Source organism: Cellulomonas hominis, from assembly GCF_014201095.1.
Classification (GTDB): domain Bacteria; phylum Actinomycetota; class Actinomycetes; order Actinomycetales; family Cellulomonadaceae; genus Cellulomonas; species Cellulomonas hominis.
Genome location: NZ_JACHDN010000001.1, coordinates 393,637 through 419,011 on the forward strand (window position 1 = coordinate 393,637; position 25,375 = coordinate 419,011).

The following is a 25,375-nucleotide window of genomic DNA, read 5'->3' on the forward strand; positions in this document are numbered from 1 at the left end:
ACGGGCACGCGTCACCCCTCGCGGAAGCTCACCCCGAAGCCGCCGCGCGGGTAGTGCCAGGTCAGGGCCCCGGGCGGGGCGACCGCGCGGCAGGTGCCGCACTCGAGGCAGGCCGCGTACTCCACGTCCAGCCCGCCGTCCTCCCGCGCCGAGTACACCCGCGCGGGGCACACCGCGACGAGCACGGGGCCGCAGCCGGTGGCCCGGACCACGTCCTGGTCCACCTCGATGTGCGACTCCTCCTCGTCGAGCTCGAACCGGTTGTGCGCGAGGCGCTCGGCGGTCGAGGGCGTCGGCGCGATCACAGGGCCCGCACCCCTGCCAGGGCGTCGGACGCGAGGTCGCGCAGCCGCACCGGGGACCGGCGCAGCGCGTCGCGCGCCACCCGGGCGAGGTGCCGCCGCGGGGTCCCGTCCAGCCGGAACACGTCGAGCATGATCTCCTCCAGGAGCCGTCCGTAGTCGCCGTACATGCGGGGCCGCTCCAGGAACGCCGGCGCCTTGGCGTAGGTGCGCAGGTCCTGCCCGACGGTGCCGGCGAGCAGCCGCTCGCGGTACCCGGCGAGCCCCGCGGCGGAGACGTCGCCGGCCGCGAGCGCCGCCTCGACGCCCTCGGCCGCGGCGATCGCCGACCCGATCGCCAGGTCCATGCCCCGCACGGTGAGCCCCGAGTTGATGGTGAGGCCCGCGGCGTCGCCCACGACGACCATGCCGTCGGTCGCGACCTCGCCGAGCATGTCCCAGCCGCCCTCGGCGACCAGGTGCGAGCCGTACTCCACGATCTCCGCGCCCCGCACGTAGCGCGCCAGGCGCGGGTGCGCGAGGAAGCGCTCGAACACGTCGGCCGCCGCCAGGCCCTTCGCCACGAGGTCGTCGAGCCGCAGCACGACGCCCACGGACAGCGAGGTGCGGTTCGTGTAGACGATGCCGCCGCCCCCGACGCCCTGGGTGCAGTCGCCGACGTACGCGATCGCGGCGCCCTCGTCGCCGGACACCCCGAAGCGGTCCTCGATCACGGCCTCCGGCAGGGACAGCACGGCCTTGACGCCGACCGCGAGGTGGTGGGTCGGCGGGGTCGGGCGCAGGCCGGCCTCGCGCGCCAGGAACGAGTTCACCCCGTCCGCCGCGACGACGACGCGGGCGCGCAGCTCGTCCTCCCCCGCCTGCACCCCGACCACGCGCCGGCCCGCGCCGGGCCCGTCGTCCTCGGTGAGCACCCGGTCCACGCGGACGCCGGGCATGAGGTACGCGCCGGCCTCCTCGGCCTGGGCCGCGAGCCACGGGTCGAACCGCGCCCGCAGCACCGTGACGGCGTTCACCGGGTCGGCGAGGCGGTCGGACGCGACGTCCAGCCCGACCGCCGAGTCCGGCGTGAGGAACACGACCTCGTTGCGGGTGACGCGCCGCTCGTAGGGGGCGTGGTCGAGGTAGTCCGGGACCACCTGCTCCAGCACGCGCGAGTACAGCACGCCGCCGGACAGGTTCTTGGACCCGGGCGCCTCGCCGCGCTCGATCACCGCCACGGAGCGGCCCTGCCGGGCGAGCAGCGTCGCGGCGACGCTCCCGGCCGGGCCGGCCCCGACGACGACGACGTCGAAGTCCGGCTCGGTCACCGCAGCGCCTCCGTGAGGGCCGGGACCACCTGGTACAGGTCGCCGACGACGGCGTAGTCGGCCTCGCGGAAGATCGGCGCCTCCGGGTCGGAGTTCACCGCGACGACCGTCCGCGACCCGCGCGCCCCGACCATGTGCTGCACCTGGCCGGAGACGCCGAGCGCGAGGTACAGGTCCGGGCTGACGGTCCGCCCCGAGACGCCGACGTAGCGGTCCTTGGGGAAGAACCCGACGCCCTCGGCGAGCGGCCGGGTGCACGCGGTGGCGGCGCCCAGCGCGTCGGCGAGCGCGTCGACCAGCGCGAGGTCCTCGCGGGCCTTGAGGCCGCGGCCGACGGTGACGACCCGGCGGGCGGCGCGCAGGTCCGGGTCGGTGGCGGCGGCGGGCCGGGACTCGACCACGCGGACGGCCGTGGGTGCGGCCGGCGCCTCCTCGACCGGCGCGGGGGCACCGGGGACGGGCGCGTCGCCGCCGTCGGTCACGACGACGACGGGGCCCGACGCCAGCAGCTCCTCCTCCGCGACGCCGCCGAGCACCGCGCGGGTGAGGCGCACCCCCGCGGGGTCGGGGGCGACGGCGACGACGCCGGCCAGGGCGGGGGCGTCGAGGCGCGCGGCGGCCGCACCGGCGAGCACGCGGTCGGCCGGGCGGGCGGCGGCGAGCACGACGGTGGCGCCCGCGGCGGCGACGGCCTCGGCCGCGGCGCCGGCGAACGCGGCCGCGGGGGCGTCGCCGGGCTCGCCGAGCCAGACGACGCGGTCCGGCCCGCCGGCGGCGACGGCGTCGGCGACCGCGCGCGGCCCGGCGACGACGGCGACGACCGGGCCGCCGAGGGCGCGGGCGATCTCGAGCAGGCGCCCCACGGCGGGGTCGGTGGTGACGAGGCAGGTGGTCATGAGGGGTCTCTCCGGTGGGTCGGTTCTCAGAGCACGCCGTCGACGCGCAGGGCGGCGACGAGCTCGGCCGCGGCGGCCTGCGGGTCGGTGGCGTCGATGCGGACGCGGCGGCGGTCGGCGAGCGCGGGCCGGGACCGGCCCACGACCGCCAGGCCGTCCGGCAGTGCCTCGGGCGCGGGGAGCTCGTCGACGGGCTTCTTGCCGGCGCCGAGGATGTCCTTCATGCCGGGCACCCGCGGGAGCACGGCGTCCGTGCTCGCGGCGAGGACGGCCGGGCCGGTGACCTCGAGCACCCGCGAGCCGGAGCCGGCGGTCTGCTCCACGCGCAGCGTCCCGCCGTCGGCCGCCACGGCGGTCACCTCGGTCAGCAGCGGCCACCCGAGGTACCCCGCGAGGACGGCGGGCACGAGGTGCGCGCCCTCGTCCACGGACGAGTCGCCCGTGAGCACCACGTCGACGTCGCCCTCCGCGCGGACCGCCGCCGCGAGCGCCCGCGCGGTCGCCGTGGCGCGCGCGCCGGCCAGGGCCGGGTCCGCGACGACGACGAGCCGGTCGAGCCCGCGGGACAGCGCGGCCTTGCGGGCCATCGGCGAGCCGGCGTCCGGCCCGCCCGCGGTGACGCCGACGAGCTCGGCGCCCGTCGCGTCCGCCAGCGCGCGGCCGAGCTCGATCGCCACCGGGTCGTACTCGCTGACCGACGACTTCGCGCGGGACAGGTCGACGGACCCGTCCGCCGCGACCACGGCCTCCTCGGGGTTCGGGGCCCACTTGTGGGCGACGGCGATCTTCACGGACGAGCTCCTTCGAGGACGGGGGCGGGGGTCACGGGGGCCGGGCGGGTGCGCACGGCGACGACGGCCAGGGCGGCCATGAGCACGAAGGCCAGCGCGCTCGCCAGCCAGGCGCCGGTGAAGCTGCCGGTCACGTCGTGGATCCGGGCGTAGGCGACGGGCGCGGCGGCCGAGAACAGGCCGAGCGCGACGGTCACGAACGAGTAGAGGCGGGCGTAGTCCGCGGCGCCGAACAGGTGCCGGACCATGAGCGGCGGGACGACGACGAGGCCCGCGTAGCCGCCGCCGAACACGAGGCAGCCGAGCAGGAACGGCGCGACCGCCCCGCCGCCGGCGACCACGATCAGCGGCCCGGCCACGCCGAGCACCGCGCACACCAGCGTGGTGAGCAGCACGCCGCGCCGGTCGTGCAGCCAGCCGAGGGCGAGCTTGCCGGCGATGCCGCCGATCATGATCGCCGAGACGCCGGTGGCACCGGTCGCGGAGCTCAGGCCGACCGCAGCCGCGTGGCTGGGGGCCTGCTGCAGGATGCACGCGCCGAACGCCAGCAGCCCGCCGAGCAGCACCGCGCACGCGAACGGGACGGAGCGCACCGCGGCCGCGACGGACCGGCGGACGGCGGGCGACGGGAGCGACGGGAGCGACGGGGGCGACGAGGGCACGGACCCGGGCGCCGGGGCAGCCGGCCCCGGGTCCGTGACCACGTCGTCCGCCCCGTACGGGCGCAGGCCGAGCTGCTCCGGCCGCAGCCGGATCAGCAGCAGCGTCGCCGGCACGGCCAGCAGCCAGCCGACCCCGCCCATGATCGCCCGGGTCTCGCGCCAGCCGATCGCGTCGATCAGCGCGCCGCCGACCGGGTTGGCGACGGCCGCGACGGCGCTCGCGAACGCCGCCGCGATGCCGAGCGCCAGCCCGTTGCGGGTGCGGAACCAGTTGGTCAGCACCAGCGGGATCGGGATGTACAGCAGCACGCCGTAGGCGAGGCCGAGCAGCACGCCGGCGACGTACCAGTGCGTGAGCGACGTGAACAGCGCGCTCGCCGCGTAGGTGCCGCACGCCAGCGTCATGGCGCCCCCGAGCAGCCACGGCAGCGACCGCCGCGGCAGCAGCCAGCCCGCGACGGGCAGCGTCGCGGTCATCACCAGCGACACCACCGTGAGGTACCCGTTGAGCGAGGCCAGGGACCAGCCCATGTCCTCGCTCACGGGGCTCAGGTAGATGCCGGCGGAGTTGCCGATGACGCCGACCGCGCCGCCGTACAGCAGGCAGCAGGCGACCAGGACCCACCAGGCGCGGTGCACGGGCGGGCGAGCGGGAGCGGACATGTCTCACACCTTCGGGAGAGGGGTCAGCGAGCGGACGGGGTGGACGGGACGGCGGGCGCGGACGCGGCGGCGCCGGCGAACGCCTGCACGACGCCGGCGTAGCGCCGCGCCTCGTCGCCGGTGACCTCGAGGGCGGTGTCCTGCCAGCGGCGGCGCCGGGTGGCGACCAGGGCCCAGTCGAGCGCGGGCCCGCGGACCACGTCCGCCGCGTCCGGCTCGCCCTTCGTCCAGGGCGCACCGGACGGCAGGGTCAGGTCCAGGAGCACCGGAGTCGCGGGCAGCTCGAGGCCGTTGATCCGGTACGCGTTCGGCCGGGCCTGCCAGGACAGGAACAGGGTGCTGGCGATCCGGTCGGAGGCGATCGGCGGCAGGCCCAGCGCGTCGGTGAGGTCGACCGAGTGCGCCCAGAGCTCCATGTGCCGGGCGGAGGCGAGCGACCGCGCGGACATCGGCAGGCCCGGCGCCCACGGCACGCGGGCCTTCGGGTCGGCGTCGAGCAGGGCCGTGACCAGGCGGGAGCGCAGCTCGCGCCACCGGTCCAGCACCTCCGCGCCGGGCAGGTGCCGGAACCGGGTGACCCGGTGCGCCTCGTCGTGCCCGAAGTTCGCGTCCGCGAGCACCGTGACGTCCGCGGACGTGTCGCCCGCCGCCGCGGCCCCCAGCAGGCGGGTGGCCGCCCAGTCGAAGGCCGCGAGGTGCAGCAGCTCCTCCTTGAAGGTCCACGCGCACGTGGCGGCCGGCGACTCCCACTGCTCCTCGGTCAGCGGGTCGAGCAGCACGTCCACGGCCGCCTGCTCGGCGACCAGGTCGTCGACGATGCCCGACATCGGCCGGGGGTCCATCTCGGGCGCGAGGTCCGCCGCGCCCGCCGCGTCGGCGCTCACTGGGCGTACTGCTTCAGGAGCTGGCGGCCGGCGATGTGGATCATGACCTCGTCGGTGCCGCCGCCGATGCGCTGCACGCGGGCGTCGACCCAGAGCCGGGACACCCGGCAGTCCGTGGTGTAGCCGATGCCGCCGAAGATCTGCATCGCGTCGTCGATGACCTCGTTGGCGGCCTGGGCGCAGTACAGCTTGGCCAGGGCGGAGTCGATCTGCACCGGCTCGCCGTTGTCGATCTTCCACGCCGTCCTCGCGACGAGGTTGCGCATGTTCTCGATCTTCAGCGCCATCGACGTGATCTTCTGCTGGATCAGCTGGAAGGCACCGATGGGCCTGCCGAACTGCACGCGCTGGTTGGCGTACCGGGCGGCGTCGCCGAACGCGCACTCCGCCATGCCGAGCAGCTGGGCCGCCATGAGCAGGCGCTCGACCTCGAAGTTGATCATCGCCTGCATGAAGCCGTTGCCCTCGACGCCGACGAGGTCCTTCTCCTCGAGCTCGACGTCCTCCAGGTAGACCTCGCAGGTGTCCATCATGTGCCAGCCGATCTTCTGCAGCGGCTCCACGGTGACGCCCGCGGCGTCCATCGGCAGCCACCACATCGACAGGGCGTTCGTCTTCGACTCGTCGCCGGTCGCGTCCGCGTTCCGGGCCAGGCAGAGCATGTAGCGGCTGCGCTGCGCGTTGCTCATGAACGTCTTGTGGCCGTTGAGGTAGACCTTGCCGTCGCGGCGCGTGAACGTCGTGGCGATGGCGGAGGAGTCCGACCCGGCCTGCGGCTCGGTGAACCCGAGGACGAAGCCGACGCGGCCGGCGGAGACCTCCGCCATGCACTGCTGCTTCTGCTCGTCGTTGCCGAACTCGAGCATGTCCGCGATGGACAGCGCCTGGCCGAAGACGAAGTGGGGCCCGCCGTTCTTGGTGATCTCCTCGGCGACGAGCATGAGCGTCTGGGTGTCGACGGGCGTGCCGCCGTACTCCTCCGGCACGCCGAGCATGGTGAACCCGGACTCGGCGAGCGCCTCGACCAGCTCCGTCGGGTAGCGGTGCTGCTCGTTGCACTCCTTCATGTACGACTCGGGGCACGCCCGGTCCATGACCTCGCGGAGGCTGTCCAGCAGCAGCTGCTGCTCGTCGGTGATGCGGAAGTCCATGCGTCGTGCCCTTCAGTTGCGGTGGTGAGCGCCGTCGGCGCCGCGGCGCAGCACGCCCCGGCCGACGAGCAGGTCCAGGTAGGCGACGGTCTGGCCGGCGGTGAGCCAGCGCAGCCCGAGGGGGGCGGCGTGCCAGTCGGGCACGTTCCGCCAGCCGAGCAGCGGCACGAGGTCCGCGGCGGTCGCCCCGTCGTCCCGCGCCACGAGCTCCGCGAGCCGGGCGAGCCGCTCCTCGTGGTGGGCGAGCAGCTCGCGGGCCCGCGCGGCCGCGGGGACGTCGGCGGGGCCGTGCCCGGGCAGCCACGCGTCGACGGGCAGGTCCGCCACCCGGTGCAGCCCCGCCAGGTGGTCCGCGGCCGACGCCCCGGGGCACAGGGGCGGCGTCACGTGGCCGAGCAGGTGGTCGCCGGTGAGCAGCAGCCGGCTCTCCGGCTGGTACAGGCAGATGCTGCCGGGCGTGTGCCCGGGGGTCGCGAGCACGCGCCACCCGTGGCCGTCGACCGGCAGCACGGCCCCGTCGGCGAGCGGCACCGGGTCCTGGTCGAGCAGGTCCGTCCCGGCCGACCGGACGTCGAGCGCCGCGAGCGCGTCGGCGTCCGCGCCGAATCCCGCGGCCGCCCAGCGGTCCCGGGCCTCGGCGCGCGCCCCGGGCTCCGCGCAGCGCCGCAGGTGCGCCACGGCGCCCTCCCCCGCGAGCACCCGGCCGCCGCGCGCCCGGATCCGGTGCGCCAGCCCGGTGTGGTCGGGGTGCTCGTGCGTGACGAGCACGTCCAGGTCGGCGCGGCGCACGCCCAGGTGGTCGAGGACCCGGGCCAGCAGCCCGAGGCCCGCGGCGGTGTCGGAGCCGGTGTCCACCAGCAGCGACCGGGTCCGCCCGCGGATCAGGTAGCAGAGCGTCGCGGACTCCAGCCCCGCGGTGTGCGGCAGCGGGATCCGGAACACGTCCGGGTCCTCGCAGACCTGCGAGTACGCCCCGGCGAGGTCGGGCCGCTCGGCCCGCGAGGCGCGCACCGCGTCCAGCACGCCGCAGGTGCGGACCACGTCGCGGGTGTCGATCTTCCCCGCGTCGTTCCGGCCGAGGCCGTCGAGCACGTAGAGGTGCCGCGGCTTCTTGTACCGGGCGAGCCGCGCGCAGCAGGTGTCCTGGAGCTCGGCGAGCGTCGGGGCCGGGCCGGGGCCGCGCGGCTCGACCGCGACCGCGACCGCCTCCCCCAGCACCGGGTCGGGCACGCCGAACACGACGCAGTCCGCGACGCCGGGGTGCGTGCGCACCGCCGCGTCCACCTCGGCCGCGAACACGTTCTCGCCGCCGGACTTGATGAGGTCCCGCCGCCGGGACATGAGGTACAGCCAGCCGTCGGCGTCGCGGCGCATGAGGTCGCCGGTGCGCAGCCAGCCGTCCGCGGTGAACACCGCGAGGGTCGCGGCGGGCTGCCGGTGGTAGCCGGCCATGACCGCGGCGGTGCGGACGACCGCCTCGCCGACCGCGCCCTCCGGGACGTCCCGGCCGTCGTCGTCGACCAGGCGGATCTCGGTGAACGGCATCGGCCGCCCCACCGACCCGGCGTGGGCGGCGTCCGGGCCGGCCTCCTCGGGGCCGAGCACCGCGCAGGCGCCGAGCCCGCTCTCGGTCTGGCCCCAGCCGTAGGACAGCACCGCGCGCGGGAAGTGCCGGTAGACCGCGGCGAGCACGTCGGGCGCGAGCGCGCCGGCCGCGGACTGCACCAGCCGCACGGACGACAGGTCGTGGTCGTCGATCCCGGGGTGCCGCAGCAGCCGGCCCAGCGTGGACGGCGGCAGCAGGATCAGGTAGCTCACGCCGTGCCGGTCGACCTGCCGCAGGATCGTCCCGGCGTCGAAGCCCGCGCACAGCACGAGCGTCGCGCCGACGGCCACGCCCATCGACATCCAGGCGTGCCCGGCGTGGTGGTCCAGGGGGCACTGGATCAGCACGACCTTCCGCTCGTCGCGGTCCAGGCCGTTCGACAGGTACGTGCCCTCGGCGTTCACCAGGTCGGCGCGGTGGGTGCGCTCGACGCCCTTGGGCGTGCCGGTGCTCCCGCCGGTGAACTGGATGCGGGACACGGCGTCCGGGTCGCGGACGGGCTCGACCGGCTCGGCGGACGCCGCGCGCTGCAGGTCCGTGAGCGAGCGCGCCCAGGCCGGGCGGGCGCCGACCGCCGCCGCGGGGTCCGCGACGCCGAGCCCCGTCGCGGGCCAGGGCACCGCACCGGCCGGGGTGCACGGGCCGTCCACGCACAGCAGCCGCACCCCGGTGAGCCCTTCGGCGTCCACCTGCGGCGTGTACATGGCGGCGAACACCAGCGCGGTGGCGTCGCAGGACCGCGCGAGGCAGGTGACCTCGCGGGCGGTGAGCCGGACGTTCAGCGGCACGGCGACGGCGCCGATCAGCTGGACCGCGTAGAACAGCTCGACGATCTCGGGGCAGCTCGGCAGCAGGTACGCCACCCGGTCACCAGGCCGCACGCCCTGCCCGAGCAGGGCCCGGGCCAGCCGGTGCACGGTGTCCCGGGCGGACGCGTAGTCGACGACGACGTCGCCGAGCACCAGCGCGGGCCGGTCGGGGTGCGCCGCGGCCGCCGCGAGGAACGGCTCGGCCATGTTCGCGCAGCGCGCGGCGAGGGCCGGCCCCCGCGGCACGTCCGTCGCCGTGCGCTGCGCGGGGGTCACTTCGTGAACCGCTTCATCGTCTCGCGGAAGCCCTCGGTGCGGGTGCACAGCGGCGACGCGGTGGTCTCCGCCTGCAGCACCGCCTCCAGGCCGGTGTCCGCGGCGGCGTTCATGATGCCCTTGGTGATCTGCACCGACTGCGGCGGCATGCCCGCCACGCGGCGGGCGAGCTCGAGGGTCCCGGCCAGCAGCTCGCCGGCCGGCAGCACCCGGTTCGCCAGGCGCAGGTCGCGCAGGTCGGCGCCCGAGAGCTCGCGGTCGGCGAGCAGGATCTCCTTGGCGGTCTTCTCCCCCACCAGGTCGGGCAGGAACTTCATCAGCCCCATCTCGGGCACGATGCCGATCCGGCAGAACGCCGGGACGACCCGCACCCGGTCCGACACGCACACCAGGTCGCACGCCAGCAGCAGGCTGAACGCGCCTCCGACCACGAAGCCGTCCGCCATCGCGACGACCGGCGTGCCGATCTGCCGGATCGTGCGGATCGCGGCCTCGTAGCGCTGGAGCTGGGCCCGGGCGGCCTCGACGGTCTGCTCGCCCGGGCCGGACTGGGTGAGGTCGCCGCCGGACGAGAAGTGCTCGCCCTCGCCGCGCAGCACCACGACCCGGACGTCCGGGTCGGCGTCCGCCGCGCGGAGCAGGTCCGCCAGCAGGTCCATCATCGGGGCGCTGATGGCGTTCCGCTTGCGCGGCTGGTTGAGCACCAGCGCGCGGACGCCGTCGCCGAGGTCCTCGGCGTAGACCGCGGTCACAGGGCCACCCCCGCCCGGTAGCCGGCCTTGGTGGCGTCGGCGATCCGGCCCGGCTCGGCGCAGTCGCCGACCGCGTGCACCTCGACGCCGAGCGCCTCGATCTCGCGCGCCAGGCCCGGGTTCGGCACGAAGCCGAGCGTCACGGCGACGGTCTTCGCGGTCACGCGCACCGGCGCCTGCGAGCCGTCGGGCGCGGTCTGCACGCCGCGCACGCCGTCGGGGGTGATCTCCGTGACCCGGGTCGACGGGTACGTGGTGACGTTCGGGGCCTTCTTGAAGTCCGAGGTGACGTGGAACCGGTCGGAGCCGCCCACGTCGTAGCCGATCTTCCTGCCCTCCTCGAGGATCGACGTCCGGCGCCCCGAGTGCATGGCGAGCTCGCCGAGCTCGCAGCCCGGCAGGCCGCCGCCGATGATCGCCACGGAGCGGCGCAGCGGCCACGGGCTGACCGACGTCGCCCAGCGCGCGAAGCCCGGCGTGTAGTACAGCTTGAGGAACCGCGCCGCGGCGGCCCACAGCACCGTGTTGACCAGCCCCGGCTTGCGGGGCGGGGTGCCGTTGAGCATCTGCAGGAAGTCGTGCGAGGTGACGACGTTCGCGCCGTCTACGCCCGGGACGTCGATGCCCCGGGGCTCGCCGCCGATCGCGACCACCACGGCGTCGGGCCGCTCCCGGCGCACCAGGTCCGCCGTCACCGGGGTGTTGAGCACCACCCGGATCTCCGGGGTCTTGCGCAGCCTCGTCCGGTAGTACGTGAGCAGGCGCTCGTGCAGCGGGCTGAAGATCGCGCTCATCTTCGTGCAGCCGCCCGTGCGGGGGCCGGCCTCGTAGATCGTCACGTCGTGGCCGCGCTCGTGGGCGGCGAACGCGGCGGACAGGCCGGCCGGGCCGGAGCCGGCGACCATGACCGACTTGCGGCGCGGCGCCTTCCCGATGGTCAGCGTGTCCAGCTCCGGGCCCAGGCGCGCGTTCAGGCCGCACTTCTCCAGCGGCAGGCCGCGGCCCACGACGTCGTCGATGCACCGGTTGCAGCACAGGCACATCGCGATGTCCTCCGGCCGGTCCTCCATCACCTTGCGGGCGAAGTCGGGGTCCGCGATCGAGTAGCGCAGGCCGCCGATCAGGTCCGCCTTGCCCTCGCGCAGGATCTTCTCCATGACCACCGGGTCGGTCTCGCGGTAGGCCGTGACGACCGGCTTGGTGGCGACCGTCTTGATCCGCTCGGAGATCCAGGACCAGTGGCCGTCCGGCACCCTCTTCGTGGTGAGCGGGACGCTGCTCTCGTGCCAGCCGACCGCGAGGTCGTGCAGGTCCAGGCCGGCCTCCTCCAGGTACGGCACGACCCGCAGCGCGTCCTCGATGGTGTGCCCCTCGCCCGCGGGGCTGGACACGTACTCGACCGGCGACCAGCGGACCAGGATCGGGAAGTCCGGGCCGACCTCCGCGCGGATCTCCCGGATCACCTCGACCGTGAGGCGCACCCGGTTCTCCAGGGAGCCGCCGTACTGGTCGGTCCGGTCGTTCGTCGCCGGGGACAGGAACCGGCTGAGGATGCCGCCGACCCCCGCCATCACCTCGACGGCGTCCCAGCCCGCGGCCTTGACCACCCGCGCGCAGCTCACGAACTGCTGCTTGAAGATCGCGATGTGCTCGAGGGTCATCGCCCGGAACGGGCCCATCATCGGCAGGATCGAGATGTCGGACGGCCCCCAGGCGTGCTCGTCCTCGTCGGTCCGGGACTTCCAGTCGTGCACGAAGTACGGCTGCGCGGCCAGCAGGCCGCCGTGCTGGTGCACCGCGTCCGCCATCTGCCGCAGGTGCGGCACGCAGGAGTCGTCCCACGCGCCGGGCAGCCGGTGGTTCCCCGGGTGCTCGGCGGTGCGCTCGTACGGGCAGACCGTCTGCAGGATCAGGCCGGTCTGCCCCGCGGAGCGCACCGCGAGGTAGTTGAGGAACCGCTGCGTCGGCCGGGACCCGGCGTCCACGTACCCCGCGCCCGGCGACATCGAGGTCGTCATGAGCTTGTTCCGGAGGGTGAGGCCGCCCACCCGGATCGGGGAGGACAGCAGCGGGAACTGGGTACCCATGGGGAAGGCTCCTGGGGTGGCGAGAGGGGTGGGGCGGGAGGCGGGGCGCCCGACCCGGCCGACGGGGGTGGGCGGCCGGGTCGGGACGGGTGGGGTCAGCCCCGGCCGGCCCAGCCGCGGCGGGCGGTCCGGACGATGACCGGGACGAACACGGCCACCGCGAGGTACAGGCCGATCACGAGCACGAAGGCCGGGGTGAAGGACCCGCTCATGTCGTAGATCCGCGCGTACGTCAGGGCCGCGAGGCCGGAGAAGACGAAGATGCCGGTGGAGACCCACGAGTAGATCTCCGCGTAGTTCGCGGTGCCGAAGCCCTCGCGGGCGACCATCGGCGAGATGACCGTCAGGGCCGAGTAGCCGATGCCGAACACGCCCATGCCGACGTAGAACAGGGCGACCGACGACCCGGCGAACAGGGCCATCGCGAGGCCCGCCGCGCCGCACACGCCCGCGGCGACGCCCGTGACCTTGCTGCCCAGGGCGTCGCTCAGCCAGCCGAGCAGGAACTTCCCGACCGTGCCGCCGACCATGACGATCGACACCGCGACCGCGCCGGCCTCGGCACCGAGCTTCCCGGTGGCCGCGAACGACGGGATCTGCTGGAAGAACGACGCGCAGAACACGAGGAACCCTGCCGTGAGGATCAGCAGGTAGAACGCGGGGATGCGCCGGGCCTGGGCGAGCGTCGCGCCCTCCTCGGCCGGCTTGGTGCCGGGCGTCGCGGCGGCCCCGGTGGCCCCGGCGGCCTCGCCCTCGTCCGCGCCGAACGGCAGCACGTTCATCGACGCCGGGTCCTTGCGGACGAGCAGCGCGCTGAACAGCACCGAGACGACGGTGATGACGATGCCGAACACCAGGCGGGTGTGCTGCCAGCCCTGCGACTCGATCATCGACTGGCCGACGGGGCTCGCCACCGCGGCGAGGATGCTCAGCGCCGCGCCGGCGATGCCGATCGCCAGGCCGGTCTGCTTGCGGAACCACGCGTTCACCAGCGTCGGGACCGCGAGGAACATGAAGAACGAGCACGAGACGCCGTAGATGACGCCGTACAGGTGCCACTGCCACGGGTGCGTCGCGTACGCGGTCCAGATGGTGCTCAGGCCGTACGCGGCCGCGGTGATCGTGAGGATCCACCGCGGGTTGAACCGCGCCATGAGCTTGCCGGCGAACGGCGTGCACAGGGCCGCGACCCACGGCTGGATGGTCATGTACAGCGTGGCCTCGGTGCGGCTCCAGCCGAACTCGTCCATGACCGGGGTCACGAAGATGCCGGAGGTGTTGCCGACGATGCCGACCGGCACGGCGTAGAAGCCGATGCAGGCGATCAGGATGACCCAGGCGTAGGTCGAGCGCGTCGGGGCGGCGCTCCGCCGGGCCGGTGAGACGGCCGTCGTGTTCACAGGGGGCTCCTCGGGGAGGGTGGGGTGCCGGGGCGGGGTCAGGCGGCCGGGCCGCCGACGACGCCGTCGGCGCGCAGCGCGGTGATCTCGTCCGCGGTGAAGCCGTGCTCGGCGAGCACGGTGTCGGTGTCGAAGTCGCGGGGCGCGCCGCCGCGCACCGTCTTCGAGGGGTTGTTGCGGAACCGCGGCACGGGGGCGGCGCCGGTGACGTCCTCGCCGGTCGCCAGGTCCTCCCAGGTCTCGAAGACGCCGCGCTGCTGGTAGTGCGGGTGCTCGCGCATCATCTGGTAGGTCATGACCGGGCTCACCGCGACGCCCAGGGCACCGAGCTCGGCGTCCACCTCGGCCACGGTCCGCTCCGCGCAGAACGCCTCGAGCTTCTCGACGAACTTGCGCGCCCGCTCCGGCTTGTCGCGGCTGATCGACTGGATGACGCCGTCGAAGTCGGGATCGCCGTCCAGGCCGAACAGCGTGACCATGTTCCGGATCGCCGTGGCGCCGCCGACCGCGACGAACACCCAGCCGTCCGCGCAGCGCTCGGTGCCGTTGCACGCGCCGTAGCTGTCGAGGTTGCCCATGCGGGGCGCCTGCAGGCCCTTGTTCAGACCGTCGGTCAGGTACGACGCCTGCAGGCGGACCAGCGACTCGAACTGCGCGAGGTCGATGCTCTCCCCCTGGCCCGTCTGCCGGGAGCGCAGCACCGCCGCGAGCGCCGACCACGCGCCGAACAGGCCCGTGACGAAGTCGCCGGTGTACGGCTTGGTGACGTACGGCGGCAGCGGGTCCGGGAACCCGTTGATCGCCAGGTAGCCGCTGAACGCCTGCCCGATGGAGTCGAACGAGGCCCGGCGCAGGTAGGCCGGGTCCCCGGTGAGGCCGAACCCGGAGATGTGCACGACGACGAGCCGCGGGTTGACCTCCCACAGCACCTCGTCCGTGAGCCCCCAGGACGCCCAGGTGCCGCCCTTGGACGACTCGACCAGCATGTCCGCGTCCGCGATCAGGCGGAACAGCACCTGCCGGCCCTGCTCGGAGGGGATGTCCAGGCTCATCGAACGCTGGTTGCGGCGCTCGGTCGACCAGGACTGCGGCCAGAGGCGGTACATGTCGGGGACCCGGGTGTTCTCCACCTGGATGACGTCGGCGCCCTGCTCGGCGAACAGCCCGCACATGAACGGGCCGGCGACCACCGAGGAGGCGTTGACGACCTTGAGGTCCTGCAGGTTGCCGAACGGCTGTCCGTCAGCGTCCTTCATGGGGGGCTCCTGGGGGTGAGGGGGCTGGGTGCGGGGGCTCGGGGTCAGGCGGTGGTCTCGGCGTACGGCAGGCGGGACAGACCGCCCGCGGCGTACAGCGCGTCGCGGGTGGCGTCCGGGACGCCGAGCTCGGCGAGCAGGTCGTCGTTGTCCTGGCCGACCGTCGGCGCGCCGCGCCAGATCCGCCCGGGCCGGTTCGCGACCTCGGGGACGACCTTGACGCCGGGCACGGTGGTCACGCCGTCGGCGGCGGTCCACTCGGTGAACACGCCGCGGGCCCGGTAGTGCGGGTGCTCGCGGGCGGCCGCGTAGTCGAGCAGCCGGGAGACCGGGACGCCGGCGGCGGCCAGCTCGTCCTCGACCTGCGCGGCGGTGCGGGCCTCGATGAACCCCGTGAACGCGCGCTCGAGCGCGCCGGCCGCGGGCGTCCCGACCGGGACGTAGCCGGCGCCCTGGGGGAACAGCGCGGACCCGGGCTCCAGGCCGAGCACCGGCAGCAGCCGCGCGAGCACGCCCGCGCCCAGCGCGAGGACGTAGACCTCCTCACCGTCGCCGCAGCGGTACGTCCCGTAGACGGCGCAGATGCGCGAGCGGTCGCCCTCCTTGACGTAGTCCAGGCCGTACCGCAGGTAGTCGGTGGGATAGTTCGCCTGAATGCGCAGCATCGCCTCGAACTGCGCGATGTCCAGGCTCTCACCCTTTCCGGTGCGCTCGCGGGACAGCAGGGCCGCATTCGCCATACCGAACGCGAAGAATGCCGCCGTGTAATCCGCCGGGAAGGGCATGGCCGGGGTCGAGGGCTGCCCCGGCATGCCGTTCATCCGCATCGCGCAGCCGAAGGCCTGGGCGATCGGGTCGTAGGAGGCGCGGCGCACCCAGGCCTCCTCGCCCGTCTGCCCGAACCCGGAGATGTGCGCGACCACCAGCCGCGGGTTGCGCTCCCAGAGCACCGCGTCGGACAGGCCGATCCGCGCGAAGCGGCCGCCGACCGACGCCTCGATCAGGACGTCGGTGGTCTCGATCAGCCGCAGGAACACCTCGCGGCCCTCGCCGTGCACGTAGTCCAGGGCGAGCGAGCGCATGTTGCGCCGGTCCTGCTGCCAGGCGCCGGAGCGGCGGGCGACGCGGGAGGTGTCGACGGCGCGCGGGTTCTCCACCCAGATCACGTCGGCGCCGTGCTCGGCGTACAGCTCGGCGGCGAACGGGGCGGCGACGGACAGGCCCGTCATGACCACCCGGAAGCCCTCGAGCATGCCGAAGGCCGGCTTGTTCGTCGGCACCGCCCACCCCTCCCGTCTCGGCGCACGCCGGCGGGGCGCATTCCCCGGGGAACGCGTCGGCGGCTGTGCAGGAAATGAGCACGCGCCCGGCCGTCTCAGCGTCGAGCGAGGCTCACGGGAATGACAGTAGGGGATCTACTAAACCGGGATAGTGGGACCTCTGTCCCGACGTGGTCCGGGACCTCGGTCCCGGGTTTCCGGGCCGCGCGGGCGGGGAACCGCTTCCCCGGGGCGCGCAGGGGTCGGACCGGGACCTGGGTCCCGGATGGGGCGGGCGCCGACCGGTCCCCGGACGCGACGGGGCCCCGCGCACCGTGCGGTGCGCGGGGCCCCGGGGGTCGCGGCGGGGTGCCGCTCAGGCGATCTCGGTCTGGAGCAGGAACGCCTCCAGCGCGTCCAGCGCGGCCTCGGCCTCCGGGCCGTCGGCCTCGGTCGCGAGCACGACGGTGTCGCCCGCGGCCGCGCCCAGCGTCATGATCCCGAGGATGCTCGCGGCCTGGACCGGCTCGTTCTCCCCCTTGCGGACCGTGACCGGCACCGGCTGCTTGCCGGCCTCGGCGACGAACAGGGCAGCAGGGCGGGCGTGCAGGCCCTCGGCGATGGCGACGACGACGGGACGTTCCATGGGGGCGACCTCCGGTGCGGGCGGGCGTGCCCCTCGATGGGCACGACGGTCACCCTAACTGGTCTGGACCACAGGGGTCACGCCGCGGGGTCAGCCCGCGCGGACCTCCGCGACGCCCTTGTTCGCCAGGGCGTCCGCGCGCTCGTTGCCCGGGTCGCCGGCGTGGCCCTTGACCCAGTGCCAGCTCACCGCGTGCCGGGCGACCTCGGCGTCCAGCGCCTGCCACAGGTCCTGGTTCTTCACCGGCTTCTTGTCGGCGGTGCGCCAGCCGTTGCGCTTCCAGCCGGCGATCCACTTCGTCACGCCCTGCATCACGTACTGCGAGTCCACGTGCAGGTCGACCCGGCACGGCTGGTTCAGCGCGCGCAGGCCCTCGATGACGGCCATCAGCTCCATGCGGTTGTTCGTCGTGACGGCCTCGCCGCCGAACAGCTCGCGCTCGTGCCCGTTCGACCGGAGCAGCGCGCCCCAGCCGCCGACGCCCGGGTTGCCCTTGCAGGCCCCGTCGGTCCACATCTCGACGGCGGGCGGGGTGCTCTCGGCGGCGCTCATGGTCGCCCACTGTAGGGGCGCCCGCCGGGTGAGAGGATCGGCGGGTGGCAGCCTCCCGATCGACCCTGGCCGACCGGGTCCCCGCCGACCCGCACGACCCCGACGCGCTCTACGCGGCCTTCACCGGCTGGGCGGGCGACCAGGGGCTGGCCCTGTACCCGCACCAGGACGAGGCGCTGCTCGAGCTGGTCACCGGCTCGCACGTCATCCTCTCGACGCCCACGGGGTCCGGGAAGTCCCTGGTGGCGACCGCCGCGCACTTCGTCGCGCTCGCCCAGGGCCGCCGCACGTACTACACCGCCCCGCTGAAGGCGCTGGTCAGCGAGAAGTTCTTCGCCCTCGTCGAGGCCTTCGGCTCGGCACACGTCGGCATGATGACCGGCGACTCCGCGGTGAACCCCGACGCCCCGATCATCTGCTGCACCGCCGAGATCCTCGCGAACCTCGCGCTCCGCCAGGGCCCGGACGCGGACATCGGCCAGGTCGTCATGGACGAGTTCCACTTCTACGCCGACCCGCAGCGCGGCTGGGCGTGGCAGGTGCCGCTGCTCGAGCTGCCGCGGGCGCAGTTCCTGCTCATGTCGGCGACGCTCGGCGACGTCACGTTCTTCCGGGAGGACCTGGAGCGCCGCACGGACGTGCCCGTCGCCGTCGTCGCGGACGCCGAGCGCCCGGTGCCGCTGTCGTTCTCCTACGAGGTCGAGCCGCTGCACGAGCTGCTGGAGATGCTCGTGCAGACCGGTCGCTCCCCCGTGTACGTCGTGCACTTCACGCAGAAGGAGGCCGTCGAGCGCGCGCAGGCGCTGCTGTCGATGACCCTCGCCTCACGCGAGCAGCGCGACCGGATCGCCGACGAGCTCGGCGACTTCCGGTTCGGGCCGGGCTTCGGCAGGACGCTGTCCCGGCTGCTGCGGCACGGCGTCGGCGTGCACCACGCGGGCATGCTGCCCAAGTACCGCCGGGTCGTCGAGCGGCTGACCCAGAAGGGCCTGCTGCGGGTCGTGTGCGGCACCGACACGCTCGGCGTCGGGATCAACGTGCCGATCCGCACCGTGCTGCTCACGTCCCTGGTGAAGTACGACGGCACCCGGATGCGCCACCTGTCGGCGCGCGAGTTCCACCAGATCGCCGGACGCGCCGGCCGTGCCGGGTTCGACACGACCGGCGAGGTCCTGGTGCTCGCGCCGGAGCACGTCATCGAGAACCGCAAGGCCCTGCAGAAGGCCGGCGACGACCCGAAGAAGCTCAAGAAGATCGTCCGCAAGCAGGCCCCGCCCGGGATGGTGAACTGGACGGACAAGACCTTCGAGCGGCTGCGCGACGCCGAGCCGGAGCCGCTGACCTCGTCGTTCTCCGTGACGCACGCGATGGTGCTCAACGTCCTGGCCCGCCCCACCGGCGACCCCGTCGAGACGATGCGCCACCTGCTGCTCGACAACCACGAGCCCGAGTCGTCGCGCGGACGGCTGGTCCGGCAGGCGATCGCGATCTACCGCTCGCTGCGCACCGCCGGCGTGGTCGAGCGCGTCGTCGAGCCCGGGCCCGGGCCCGAGCGGCTGCGCCGGACGGTGCGGCTCACGCTGGACGTCCCGCCGACGTTCGCGCTCAACCAGCCGCTGTCCCCGTTCGCGTACGCGGCCCTCGACCTGCTGGACCGCGAGGACCCCGGGTACGCGCACGACGTCGTGTCGGTCATCGAGGCCACCCTCGACGACCCGCGCCAGGTGCTCGCGGCCCAGGAGAACCGCGCGCGCGGCGAGGCGGTCGCGGCCATGAAGGCGGACGGCATCGAGTACGAGGAGCGCATGGCGCTGCTCGAGGACGTGACCTACCCCCGGCCGCTGGCCGAGCTGCTCGGCGGCACGTTCCAGATCTTCAAGCAGACCAACCCGTGGGTCGCGGACCACGAGCTGTCCCCGAAGTCGGTCGTGCGGGACATGCACGAGCGCGCGGCGACGTTCGCGGAGTACGTGTCGCTCTACCAGCTGGACCGCACCGAAGGCGTGCTGCTGCGCTACCTCGCCGACGCGTTCCGGGCGCTGCGGCAGACCGTGCCGGACGACGCCCGCACCGAGGAGCTGCACGAGATCATCGAGTGGCTCGGCGACCTGGTCCGCCGCACCGACTCGAGCCTGCTGGACGAGTGGGAGCGGCTGGCCCACCCCGAGGACCTGGACGACGCCACCGTCACCGAGTCCCGCCCCGAGGACGACGCTCCCCCGCCCGTCACCACCAACCGGCGCGTGTTCCGGGCGCTGGTCCGCGGCGCGCTGTTCCGCCGGGTCGACCTGGCCGCGCGCGAGGCGTACCCGGCGCTGGCCGCGCTCGGCGACCTGGACGCCGCCGACGCCCCGTGGACCGCCGACCGCTGGGGCGACGCGCTCGACCCGTTCTACGACGACCACGACGAGATCCTCACCGGCCCGGCCGCCCGCGGCCCCGCGCTGTTCCAGGTGGACGAGCGGCCCGCCGCGCACGGCGAGGCGGGGGCCCGCGGCGACCTGTGGTTCGTCCGGCAGCTGCTCGACGACCCGGCCGGCGACCACGACTGGCGCATCGACGCTCTGGTGGACCTGCCCGCCTCGGACGCGGCCGGGGAGGTCGTGCTGCGAGTGCTCGAGGTGGGGGCGCTCTGACCTGCACGTACGGCTGGAAGCGTTCCAGATAAGGACAGGCAAACCTGCGTTTCCGCAGGTCAGGGCAGCCTTTCCTGTGATGACAGGTCGTCATCTCCGGCCTACGGTGGGCTGCATGAGCGCGCTGTCGACCCACCTCCTGGACCGTGACCGGACCGTCGAGCCGCGCCGCGCGGAGGGTCGCACCGACGCCGCGCGGCCGGGCGCGGGGGCGCCGGCCGCGCCGGACGTGCCGCACCTGCCGGACCGGACCGTCGACCTGCCGACCGCCGGCCGGCTGAACTGGCTGCGCGCGGGGGTGCTCGGCGCGAACGACGGCATCGTGTCCGTCGCCGCGACGGTCGTCGGCGTCGCCGGCGCCGCGACCGAGGTCACCACCCTGGCGGTCGCCGGCGTGGCCGCCCTCGTCGCCGGGGCCCTGTCGATGGCCGCCGGCGAGTACGTCTCCGTCAGCAGCCAGCGCGACGCCGAGAAGGTGCTGCGCGCCCACGGCGCGCTGGACGCGGACGCCGAGCTCACGAACCCCTGGCACGCCGCGCTCGCGTCGCTGCTGGCGTTCGTCGTCGGCGGCGTCGTGCCGCTGCTCGTCGTGCTCGCGCCCTGGGGCGGCGGGCGGATCGTCGCGACGTTCGCGGCCGTCGTGCTCGCGCTCGTCGTGACCGGGTCGGTGAGCGCGCGCCTCGGCGGCGCCCGCCCCGCCCGCGCGGTGCTCCGGAACGTGGTCGGCGGCTCGCTGGCGATGGTCGTCACGTACGGCATCGGCTCGCTGGTCGGCCTCGCGGTCTGATCCGCGGCGGCGCACCCGGCGCCGATCGTCCACAGGGGCGGTTCGGCGTGCGGGTTGTGGATGACCCGGGTCGGGTGTCGGTGGGGGTCGGTAGTGTCGGTTCATGGCATCTGACCTGCATGAACACCCCGACGGTGATCCCGCCGCGGGTGTGGTGCTGCCCCGGTACGGGGACGATGGTCGGTGCCTGACGGAGTACGGGCTCGACCCGGAAGCGGGCGGAGCACGGACGGCGCAGCAGCGGCAGATCGAGGCGATCGCAGGGTGCCCGCCGGGGCCCGAGCTGGATGCGTGGTTGCGGGGCCTGGATCTGTCGGTGCTGCCCGCCGGTGTCGTGCTGGAGGTGGTGGCCGCGTGGGACCGGATGGAGTCCTCCGCGCACGCCGGCAAGCTCGCCGCGGTGGCCGAGCTGGTGGTGCGCCCGACTATGGACCCCGACCGCACCCCGGGGCGTGGGGCCGCGCCGGTGGGGCGGGAGCGGGTGGTGGCCGGTGAGGTGGGGATGCGGTTGCGGTTGCCGGTGCTGACCGCCAGCCGGGTGGTGCGTGATGCGGTGCTGCTGGACGGGTTGCTGCAGGCGACCGGTGCGGCGTTGGCGACCGGTCATGTGGATGCCCGTAAAGCGGACACTCTGGTGCGTCGGGCGCGGGACCTGCCGTATGAGGCGAGCCTGGCGGTGGAGGATGCGGTGCTGCCGGACGCGGACCAGTGCTCGCACGCGCAGTTCGAGCAGCGGGTGGAGCACGCGATCGCCCTGGTGGACGCCGAGGGTGCCGCGCTGCGGCACGCCACGGCCCGCGAGGGTCGGCGGGTGACGCACCCGCGGCGGCGTCCGGACGGGATGGCCGCGATGTGGTGCGTGCTGGCCGCCGCGGACGCGGCCCGGTTGGACGGGGTGTTGGACCACACCGCCCGCGCCGCCCGCGCCCTGGGCGACCCGCGCACCCTGGATCAGTTGCGCGCCGACGGGCTGCGCGACCTCGTTGTCGGGGACGTGCCGGCGGTGGAGGGTCCGGCGTTCGAGGTCCGCCTCCACCCACCGGCGCGGCGGCCGGTGCCGGTCGACCGGGCGTGGACCACCACCGGCGGACCGACGCGCCCGCGCCCGATGGCACCCGAACCGACCGCCACGATCACCCCCATCCCCTTCCCGATGTCCGTCCCGCTCCCCACGGCGACGCTCGCGCCTGCCGAGGCCACTGCGCCCGCGGATGAGGGCGCATCTGCCGACCCCGGCGCTCTCTACCGGCCGTATCCCGACACCACGGGCACCGGGGCGCCCGCCGCCCCCGCCTCGGACGCTGGCGACCTCGCCACCCGGGCCCACCGTGGCCGCACCGCCACCGGGTGCGGCACGTGCGGCGGCCGCCCCGGCGCGCAGGTCCGGGTCACGATCGCCGCCTCCACCCTGCTCGGCCTGGACAATCAACCCGGGGATCTCGAGGGGTACGGGGCCATCGACGCGGTCACCGCCCGCGCCCTGGCCGCCGGAGGTGACTGGCAGCGGATCGTGACCGACCCGCTCACCGAGCAGACCCTGGACGTCGGTCGGCGCCGGTACCGACCACCGGCAGCACTCGACGAGCACGTGCGCGTCCGGGACAAGACCTGCGCGGCACCCGGCTGCACCGTGCCCGCCACCCGCACCGACCTCGACCACACCATCGCCTACCACCCGCAACCCGGCGCCCCACCGGACACACCCCTGGGTGGCACCGACGCGGGCAACCTCGGGCCGCTGTGCCGCGCCCACCACCGCCTCAAGACCGTCGGCGGGTTCCGGCTCCGGCAGATCGAACCCGGCCTGTTCGAGTGGATCACCCCCACCGGCCACCGCTACCTCGTACGCCCCAGCACCGGACGCTCCCTGGACACGACCACCGTCCCCCACGACGCCGAACCCCCGTTCTGACACCCCGCCCGTTTCCCGCTCCGACACCCCGCCCATTCCCCGCTCCGACACCCCGCGCGTTCTTCCGTTCTGAAGCCCCGCCGGCTCTTCCCTTCTGGCCCCCCGGCTGGTTCTTCGTCTGACGCCCCGCCGGTCCCCGGTTCGGCGCACCGTTCCCCGTGCCACCGGTGCCGAGGGCCACGGGCAGCCGTCCCGGCGCACCCGCCGCCGGCCCAGCCCGCCATGCATCCGGCATCCCCCGCCAGCCGCACCGGGGCGGCCGAGGCGCGCCCTGGAGGATCGGCCACGATCGCGGCCCTAGGGTGGTGCGCGTGAGCCGCAAGCAGTCGCCCTCCGGGACGCCCGCCCTGGTCGCGCTGGCCGCGGCCGGGGTCCCGCACACCGCCCACGCGTACGAGCACGACCCGCAGAACACCGTCGGGTACGGCCTCGAGGCCGCCGAGGTGCTGGGCGTCGAGCCCGAGCAGGTGTACAAGACCCTGATGGCGAGCGTCGACGGCACGCTGACGGTCGCCGTGGTCCCCGTGACCGGCAAGCTGGACCTCAAGGCGCTCGCCCAGGCGGCGGGCGGGAAGAAGGCGGTGATGGCCGATCCGGCGGCCGCCGAGCGCGCGACGGGGTACGTCGTCGGCGGCATCTCCCCGCTCGGGCAGAAGACGGCGCACCCGACCGTCGTGGACGAGACCGTGTGGCTGTTCGACACCGTCTTCGTCTCGGGTGGCCGGCGCGGGCTGGACGTGGAGCTCGCACCGGACGACCTGGTGCGGATGACCGGCGCGACGGTGGCGGCGATCGCCCGGGACTGACCCCGGTGCGACCGCCGCACGCCGCGCACGGCCGACCACCCTGCCGCTGTGTGCCACCCGCCCACGGCCGACCGGCCGCCAGCCGACCGCCCGCCACACGGCCACCCGACCACCCGACCGACCGAGCCGCCTACCGCGCGCTGCGCGCCAGCGTCCGCACCCCCACGAGCAGCCCGACCGCCGCGGTCAGCACGGCCGCGACCGCGCCCCAGAGCGCCGTCCCGGACGCGAGGTCACCGGCGAACAGCGCCCGCTCGGCGTCGACGACGTACCGCAAGGGGTTCAGGTCGGCCGCGACCTGCATCCACCGCGGCCCGGTCTCGAGCGGCAGCAGCATCCCGGACAGGATCAGCAGCGGGAACAGCAGGGTCTGCTGCACGGCCCAGAACATCCAGTCCTGCTTCCGGACGGCGATCGCCAGGGCGTAGGACAGCGAGCCGATCCCCACGCCGAACACCGCGAGGACGAGCAGCCCCAGCACGGCGCCCAGCGGGTTGAAGGTGAACCCGAACGGCAGCATCACGACGACCACCACCAGGGACTGCGCGACGATCGGCACCATCTCCTTCCAGGAGCGGCCGACGAGCTGCGCGGACCGGGCCAGCGGGGTGACGAGCAGCCGCTCGTGCGCGCCGGTCTGCATCTCGAAGAGCAGGTTCGCCCCGGTCGTGGACGTGCCGAACAGCGTGGTCATCACGAGGATGCCGGGCACGAACCACGCCCAGACGTCGCCGCCGGGCACGGTGTCCCCGACGGACCCGGCGAGCAGCGGCCCGAACAGCGCGAGGAACACCACCGGCTGGATCAGCCCGAACACCACGGAGAACGGGTCCCGGACGGTCGGCAGCAGCTCGCGGGTCATCACGAGCCAGGCGTCGCCCCACCAGGAGCGCGTGGCCTCCCGGGAGGGCAGGGTCTCGGTCGTCGCGGTCATGCCGCCACCTCCTGCGGGTCGGTCGTGCGGGCCGTCGCGCCCTCCTCGCGGAGGCTGCGGCCGGTGAGGGTGAGGAACACGTCGTCGAGCGTGGGCTGGTGCCCCTCGGCGCGGGCGACGCGCACCCCGCGGGAGGCCGCGGCGGCCAGCACGTCGGGCAGGGCGGTCGGTGCGTCGGCCACCCGCACGGAGACCCTGGCGCCGTCGACGGTCAGGTCCCGCGCGCCGGGCGCCCGCCCCGCGAGGGCCGCGAGCGCCGGCACGTCCCCGGGGTCGGCCGCCGCGAGCACGAGGCGGTCACCCGCGAGCGTGTGCTTCAGGGCGGCGGCGGTGTCGTCGGCGATGACCCGCCCGTCGTCGACGACCACGACGCGTTCGGCCATGGAGTCGGCCTCGTCCAGGTAGTGCGTGGTGAGCACCACCGTCATCTCGTGCCGCTCGCGCAGCCGCAGGATGTGCTCCCAGAGGTTCGCGCGGTTGTGCGGGTCGAGGCCGGTGGACGGCTCGTCGAGGAACAGCAGCCGCGGCGCGTGCACCAGCCCGAGCGCGACGTCGAGCCGCCGGCGCTGGCCGCCGGACAGGCCCTGCACCTTGCGCGCCGCGAGCGCCTCGAGGTCGAGCTGCGCCATGAGCTCACCGGCCCGGCGCCGGGCGTCGCGGCGGTCCAGCCCGTAGATGCTGCCCTGCACGACGAGCTCGTCCAGCGCGCGCTGCGCGTGGCCGGCGCCGTTGCCCTGCCCGACGTAGCCGATGCGGCGCCGCACGGCCGCCGGCTCCCGGGTGATGTCGGCGCCCGCCACGCGCGCCGTGCCGGACGTCGGCGCGATCAGCGTGGTGAGCATCCGGATGGTCGTCGTCTTCCCGGCCCCGTTCGGCCCGAGCACGGCCACGAGCTCGCCGGGCGCGATGTCCAGGTCGATGCCGCGCACGGCGTGCACGACCTGACCCTTCCCGGTCGCGAAGTCCTTGGTCAGTCCGCTGGTGTGGATCACAGCAGG

Annotated in this window: 21 protein-coding genes; 4 read left to right on the forward strand and 17 right to left on the reverse strand. The window is 74.7% G+C overall.

What is annotated here, in order from left to right:
- Positions 1 to 11 precede the first annotated feature (11 nt).
- From HNR08_RS22545 to rnhA, 15 genes are all read right to left on the reverse strand, one after another.
- On the reverse strand, positions 12 to 305 hold the full coding sequence (locus HNR08_RS22545) for a ferredoxin family protein (protein WP_221286295.1): 294 nt from the start codon (positions 303 to 305) through the stop codon (positions 12 to 14).
- Positions 302 to 1,612 carry an FAD-dependent oxidoreductase gene (locus HNR08_RS22550; RefSeq protein WP_146836066.1) on the reverse strand — a complete coding sequence of 437 codons (1,311 nt, stop codon included), beginning with the start codon at positions 1,610 to 1,612 and terminating at the stop codon, positions 302 to 304. Before HNR08_RS22550 ends, HNR08_RS22545 begins: the two co-directional genes overlap by 4 nt.
- Positions 1,609 to 2,508: an electron transfer flavoprotein subunit alpha/FixB family protein gene (locus HNR08_RS01925; RefSeq protein ID WP_146836064.1), complete on the reverse strand. Its 900-nt coding sequence runs from the start codon at positions 2,506 to 2,508 to the stop codon at positions 1,609 to 1,611. The genes HNR08_RS22550 and HNR08_RS01925 overlap by 4 nt, the downstream gene beginning before the upstream one ends.
- A 26-nt stretch (positions 2,509 to 2,534) precedes the next feature.
- Positions 2,535 to 3,299, reverse strand: coding sequence for an electron transfer flavoprotein subunit beta/FixA family protein (locus tag HNR08_RS01930; RefSeq protein ID WP_146836062.1), 765 nt, complete (start codon positions 3,297 to 3,299; stop codon positions 2,535 to 2,537).
- Positions 3,296 to 4,624: an MFS transporter gene (locus tag HNR08_RS01935; RefSeq protein ID WP_146836060.1), complete on the reverse strand. Its 1,329-nt coding sequence runs from the start codon at positions 4,622 to 4,624 to the stop codon at positions 3,296 to 3,298. Before HNR08_RS01935 ends, HNR08_RS01930 begins: the two co-directional genes overlap by 4 nt.
- A 23-nt stretch (positions 4,625 to 4,647) precedes the next feature.
- Positions 4,648 to 5,508, reverse strand: coding sequence for a TIGR03084 family metal-binding protein (locus HNR08_RS01940; RefSeq protein WP_221286296.1), 861 nt, complete (start codon positions 5,506 to 5,508; stop codon positions 4,648 to 4,650).
- Positions 5,505 to 6,659: an acyl-CoA dehydrogenase gene (locus tag HNR08_RS01945; RefSeq protein WP_146836058.1), complete on the reverse strand. Its 1,155-nt coding sequence runs from the start codon at positions 6,657 to 6,659 to the stop codon at positions 5,505 to 5,507. Before HNR08_RS01945 ends, HNR08_RS01940 begins: the two co-directional genes overlap by 4 nt.
- Positions 6,660 to 6,671: 12 nt before the next feature.
- The gene (locus HNR08_RS01950) at positions 6,672 to 9,350 is read right to left on the reverse strand and encodes an AMP-binding protein (RefSeq protein ID WP_146836056.1); all 2,679 of its coding nucleotides are present in this window, start codon (positions 9,348 to 9,350) and stop codon (positions 6,672 to 6,674) included.
- Positions 9,347 to 10,102, reverse strand: a complete 756-nt coding sequence (locus HNR08_RS01955; protein WP_183834751.1) for an enoyl-CoA hydratase/isomerase family protein — start codon at positions 10,100 to 10,102, stop codon at positions 9,347 to 9,349. The genes HNR08_RS01950 and HNR08_RS01955 overlap by 4 nt, the downstream gene beginning before the upstream one ends.
- Positions 10,099 to 12,189 carry an oxidoreductase gene (locus tag HNR08_RS01960; protein ID WP_146836052.1) on the reverse strand — a complete coding sequence of 697 codons (2,091 nt, stop codon included), beginning with the start codon at positions 12,187 to 12,189 and terminating at the stop codon, positions 10,099 to 10,101. The genes HNR08_RS01955 and HNR08_RS01960 overlap by 4 nt, the downstream gene beginning before the upstream one ends.
- 95 nt (positions 12,190 to 12,284) lie before the next feature.
- On the reverse strand, positions 12,285 to 13,589 hold the full coding sequence (locus HNR08_RS01965; protein ID WP_146836050.1) for an MFS transporter: 1,305 nt from the start codon (positions 13,587 to 13,589) through the stop codon (positions 12,285 to 12,287).
- 38 nt (positions 13,590 to 13,627) lie between these two features.
- Positions 13,628 to 14,845 carry a CoA transferase gene (locus HNR08_RS01970; RefSeq protein WP_146836048.1) on the reverse strand — a complete coding sequence of 406 codons (1,218 nt, stop codon included), beginning with the start codon at positions 14,843 to 14,845 and terminating at the stop codon, positions 13,628 to 13,630.
- Between the two features lie 44 nt (positions 14,846 to 14,889).
- Positions 14,890 to 16,125, reverse strand: coding sequence for a CoA transferase (locus HNR08_RS01975; RefSeq protein WP_210736897.1), 1,236 nt, complete (start codon positions 16,123 to 16,125; stop codon positions 14,890 to 14,892).
- 355 nt (positions 16,126 to 16,480) lie between these two features.
- On the reverse strand, positions 16,481 to 16,750 hold the full coding sequence (locus HNR08_RS01980) for an HPr family phosphocarrier protein (protein WP_146836045.1): 270 nt from the start codon (positions 16,748 to 16,750) through the stop codon (positions 16,481 to 16,483).
- Between the two features lie 90 nt (positions 16,751 to 16,840).
- Positions 16,841 to 17,302 (reverse strand): ribonuclease HI, encoded by a 462-nt coding sequence (gene rnhA / locus HNR08_RS01985; RefSeq protein WP_146836042.1) that lies wholly within the window; start codon positions 17,300 to 17,302, stop codon positions 16,841 to 16,843.
- 44 nt (positions 17,303 to 17,346) lie between these two features.
- Here rnhA and HNR08_RS01990 point away from each other — a divergent pair, with 44 nt between their 5' ends.
- The 4 genes from HNR08_RS01990 (at position 17,347) to ybaK (ending at position 23,443) form a co-directional block, all read left to right on the forward strand.
- Complete coding sequence (locus tag HNR08_RS01990; protein WP_146836039.1) at positions 17,347 to 19,938, forward strand: DEAD/DEAH box helicase; 2,592 nt, start codon at positions 17,347 to 17,349, stop codon at positions 19,936 to 19,938.
- 115 nt (positions 19,939 to 20,053) lie between these two features.
- Positions 20,054 to 20,725 (forward strand): VIT1/CCC1 transporter family protein, encoded by a 672-nt coding sequence (locus HNR08_RS01995; protein ID WP_146836036.1) that lies wholly within the window; start codon positions 20,054 to 20,056, stop codon positions 20,723 to 20,725.
- Positions 20,726 to 20,828: 103 nt separating this feature from the next.
- Positions 20,829 to 22,637: an HNH endonuclease signature motif containing protein gene (locus tag HNR08_RS02000; protein WP_183834753.1), complete on the forward strand. Its 1,809-nt coding sequence runs from the start codon at positions 20,829 to 20,831 to the stop codon at positions 22,635 to 22,637.
- A 311-nt stretch (positions 22,638 to 22,948) separates the two neighbouring features.
- Positions 22,949 to 23,443, forward strand: a complete 495-nt coding sequence (gene ybaK, locus HNR08_RS02005) for a Cys-tRNA(Pro) deacylase (protein WP_146839271.1) — start codon at positions 22,949 to 22,951, stop codon at positions 23,441 to 23,443.
- 130 nt (positions 23,444 to 23,573) lie between these two features.
- Here the strand turns inward: ybaK and HNR08_RS02010 are convergent, their stop codons facing one another.
- Positions 23,574 to 24,377, reverse strand: a complete 804-nt coding sequence (locus tag HNR08_RS02010) for an ABC transporter permease (protein WP_146839269.1) — start codon at positions 24,375 to 24,377, stop codon at positions 23,574 to 23,576.
- Complete coding sequence (locus tag HNR08_RS02015; protein WP_146839267.1) at positions 24,374 to 25,369, reverse strand: ATP-binding cassette domain-containing protein; 996 nt, start codon at positions 25,367 to 25,369, stop codon at positions 24,374 to 24,376. The genes HNR08_RS02010 and HNR08_RS02015 overlap by 4 nt, the downstream gene beginning before the upstream one ends.
- Between the last annotated feature and the right edge of the window lie 6 nt (positions 25,370 to 25,375).

Coding starts and splice junctions, on each gene's coding strand:
- HNR08_RS01925 (WP_146836064.1), bottom strand. CDS start 2,508: ATGACCACCTGCCTCGTCACCACCGACCCCGCCGTGGGGCGCCTGCTC.
- HNR08_RS01935 (WP_146836060.1), bottom strand. CDS start 4,624: ATGTCCGCTCCCGCTCGCCCGCCCGTGCACCGCGCCTGGTGGGTCCTG.
- HNR08_RS01945 (WP_146836058.1), bottom strand. CDS start 6,659: ATGGACTTCCGCATCACCGACGAGCAGCAGCTGCTGCTGGACAGCCTC.
- HNR08_RS01960 (WP_146836052.1), bottom strand. CDS start 12,189: ATGGGTACCCAGTTCCCGCTGCTGTCCTCCCCGATCCGGGTGGGCGGC.
- HNR08_RS01970 (WP_146836048.1), bottom strand. CDS start 14,845: ATGAAGGACGCTGACGGACAGCCGTTCGGCAACCTGCAGGACCTCAAG.
- HNR08_RS01980 (WP_146836045.1), bottom strand. CDS start 16,750: ATGGAACGTCCCGTCGTCGTCGCCATCGCCGAGGGCCTGCACGCCCGC.
- rnhA (WP_146836042.1), bottom strand. CDS start 17,302: ATGAGCGCCGCCGAGAGCACCCCGCCCGCCGTCGAGATGTGGACCGAC.
- HNR08_RS01995 (WP_146836036.1), top strand. CDS start 20,054: ATGAGCGCGCTGTCGACCCACCTCCTGGACCGTGACCGGACCGTCGAG.
- HNR08_RS02000 (WP_183834753.1), top strand. CDS start 20,829: ATGGCATCTGACCTGCATGAACACCCCGACGGTGATCCCGCCGCGGGT.
- HNR08_RS02010 (WP_146839269.1), bottom strand. CDS start 24,377: ATGACCGCGACGACCGAGACCCTGCCCTCCCGGGAGGCCACGCGCTCC.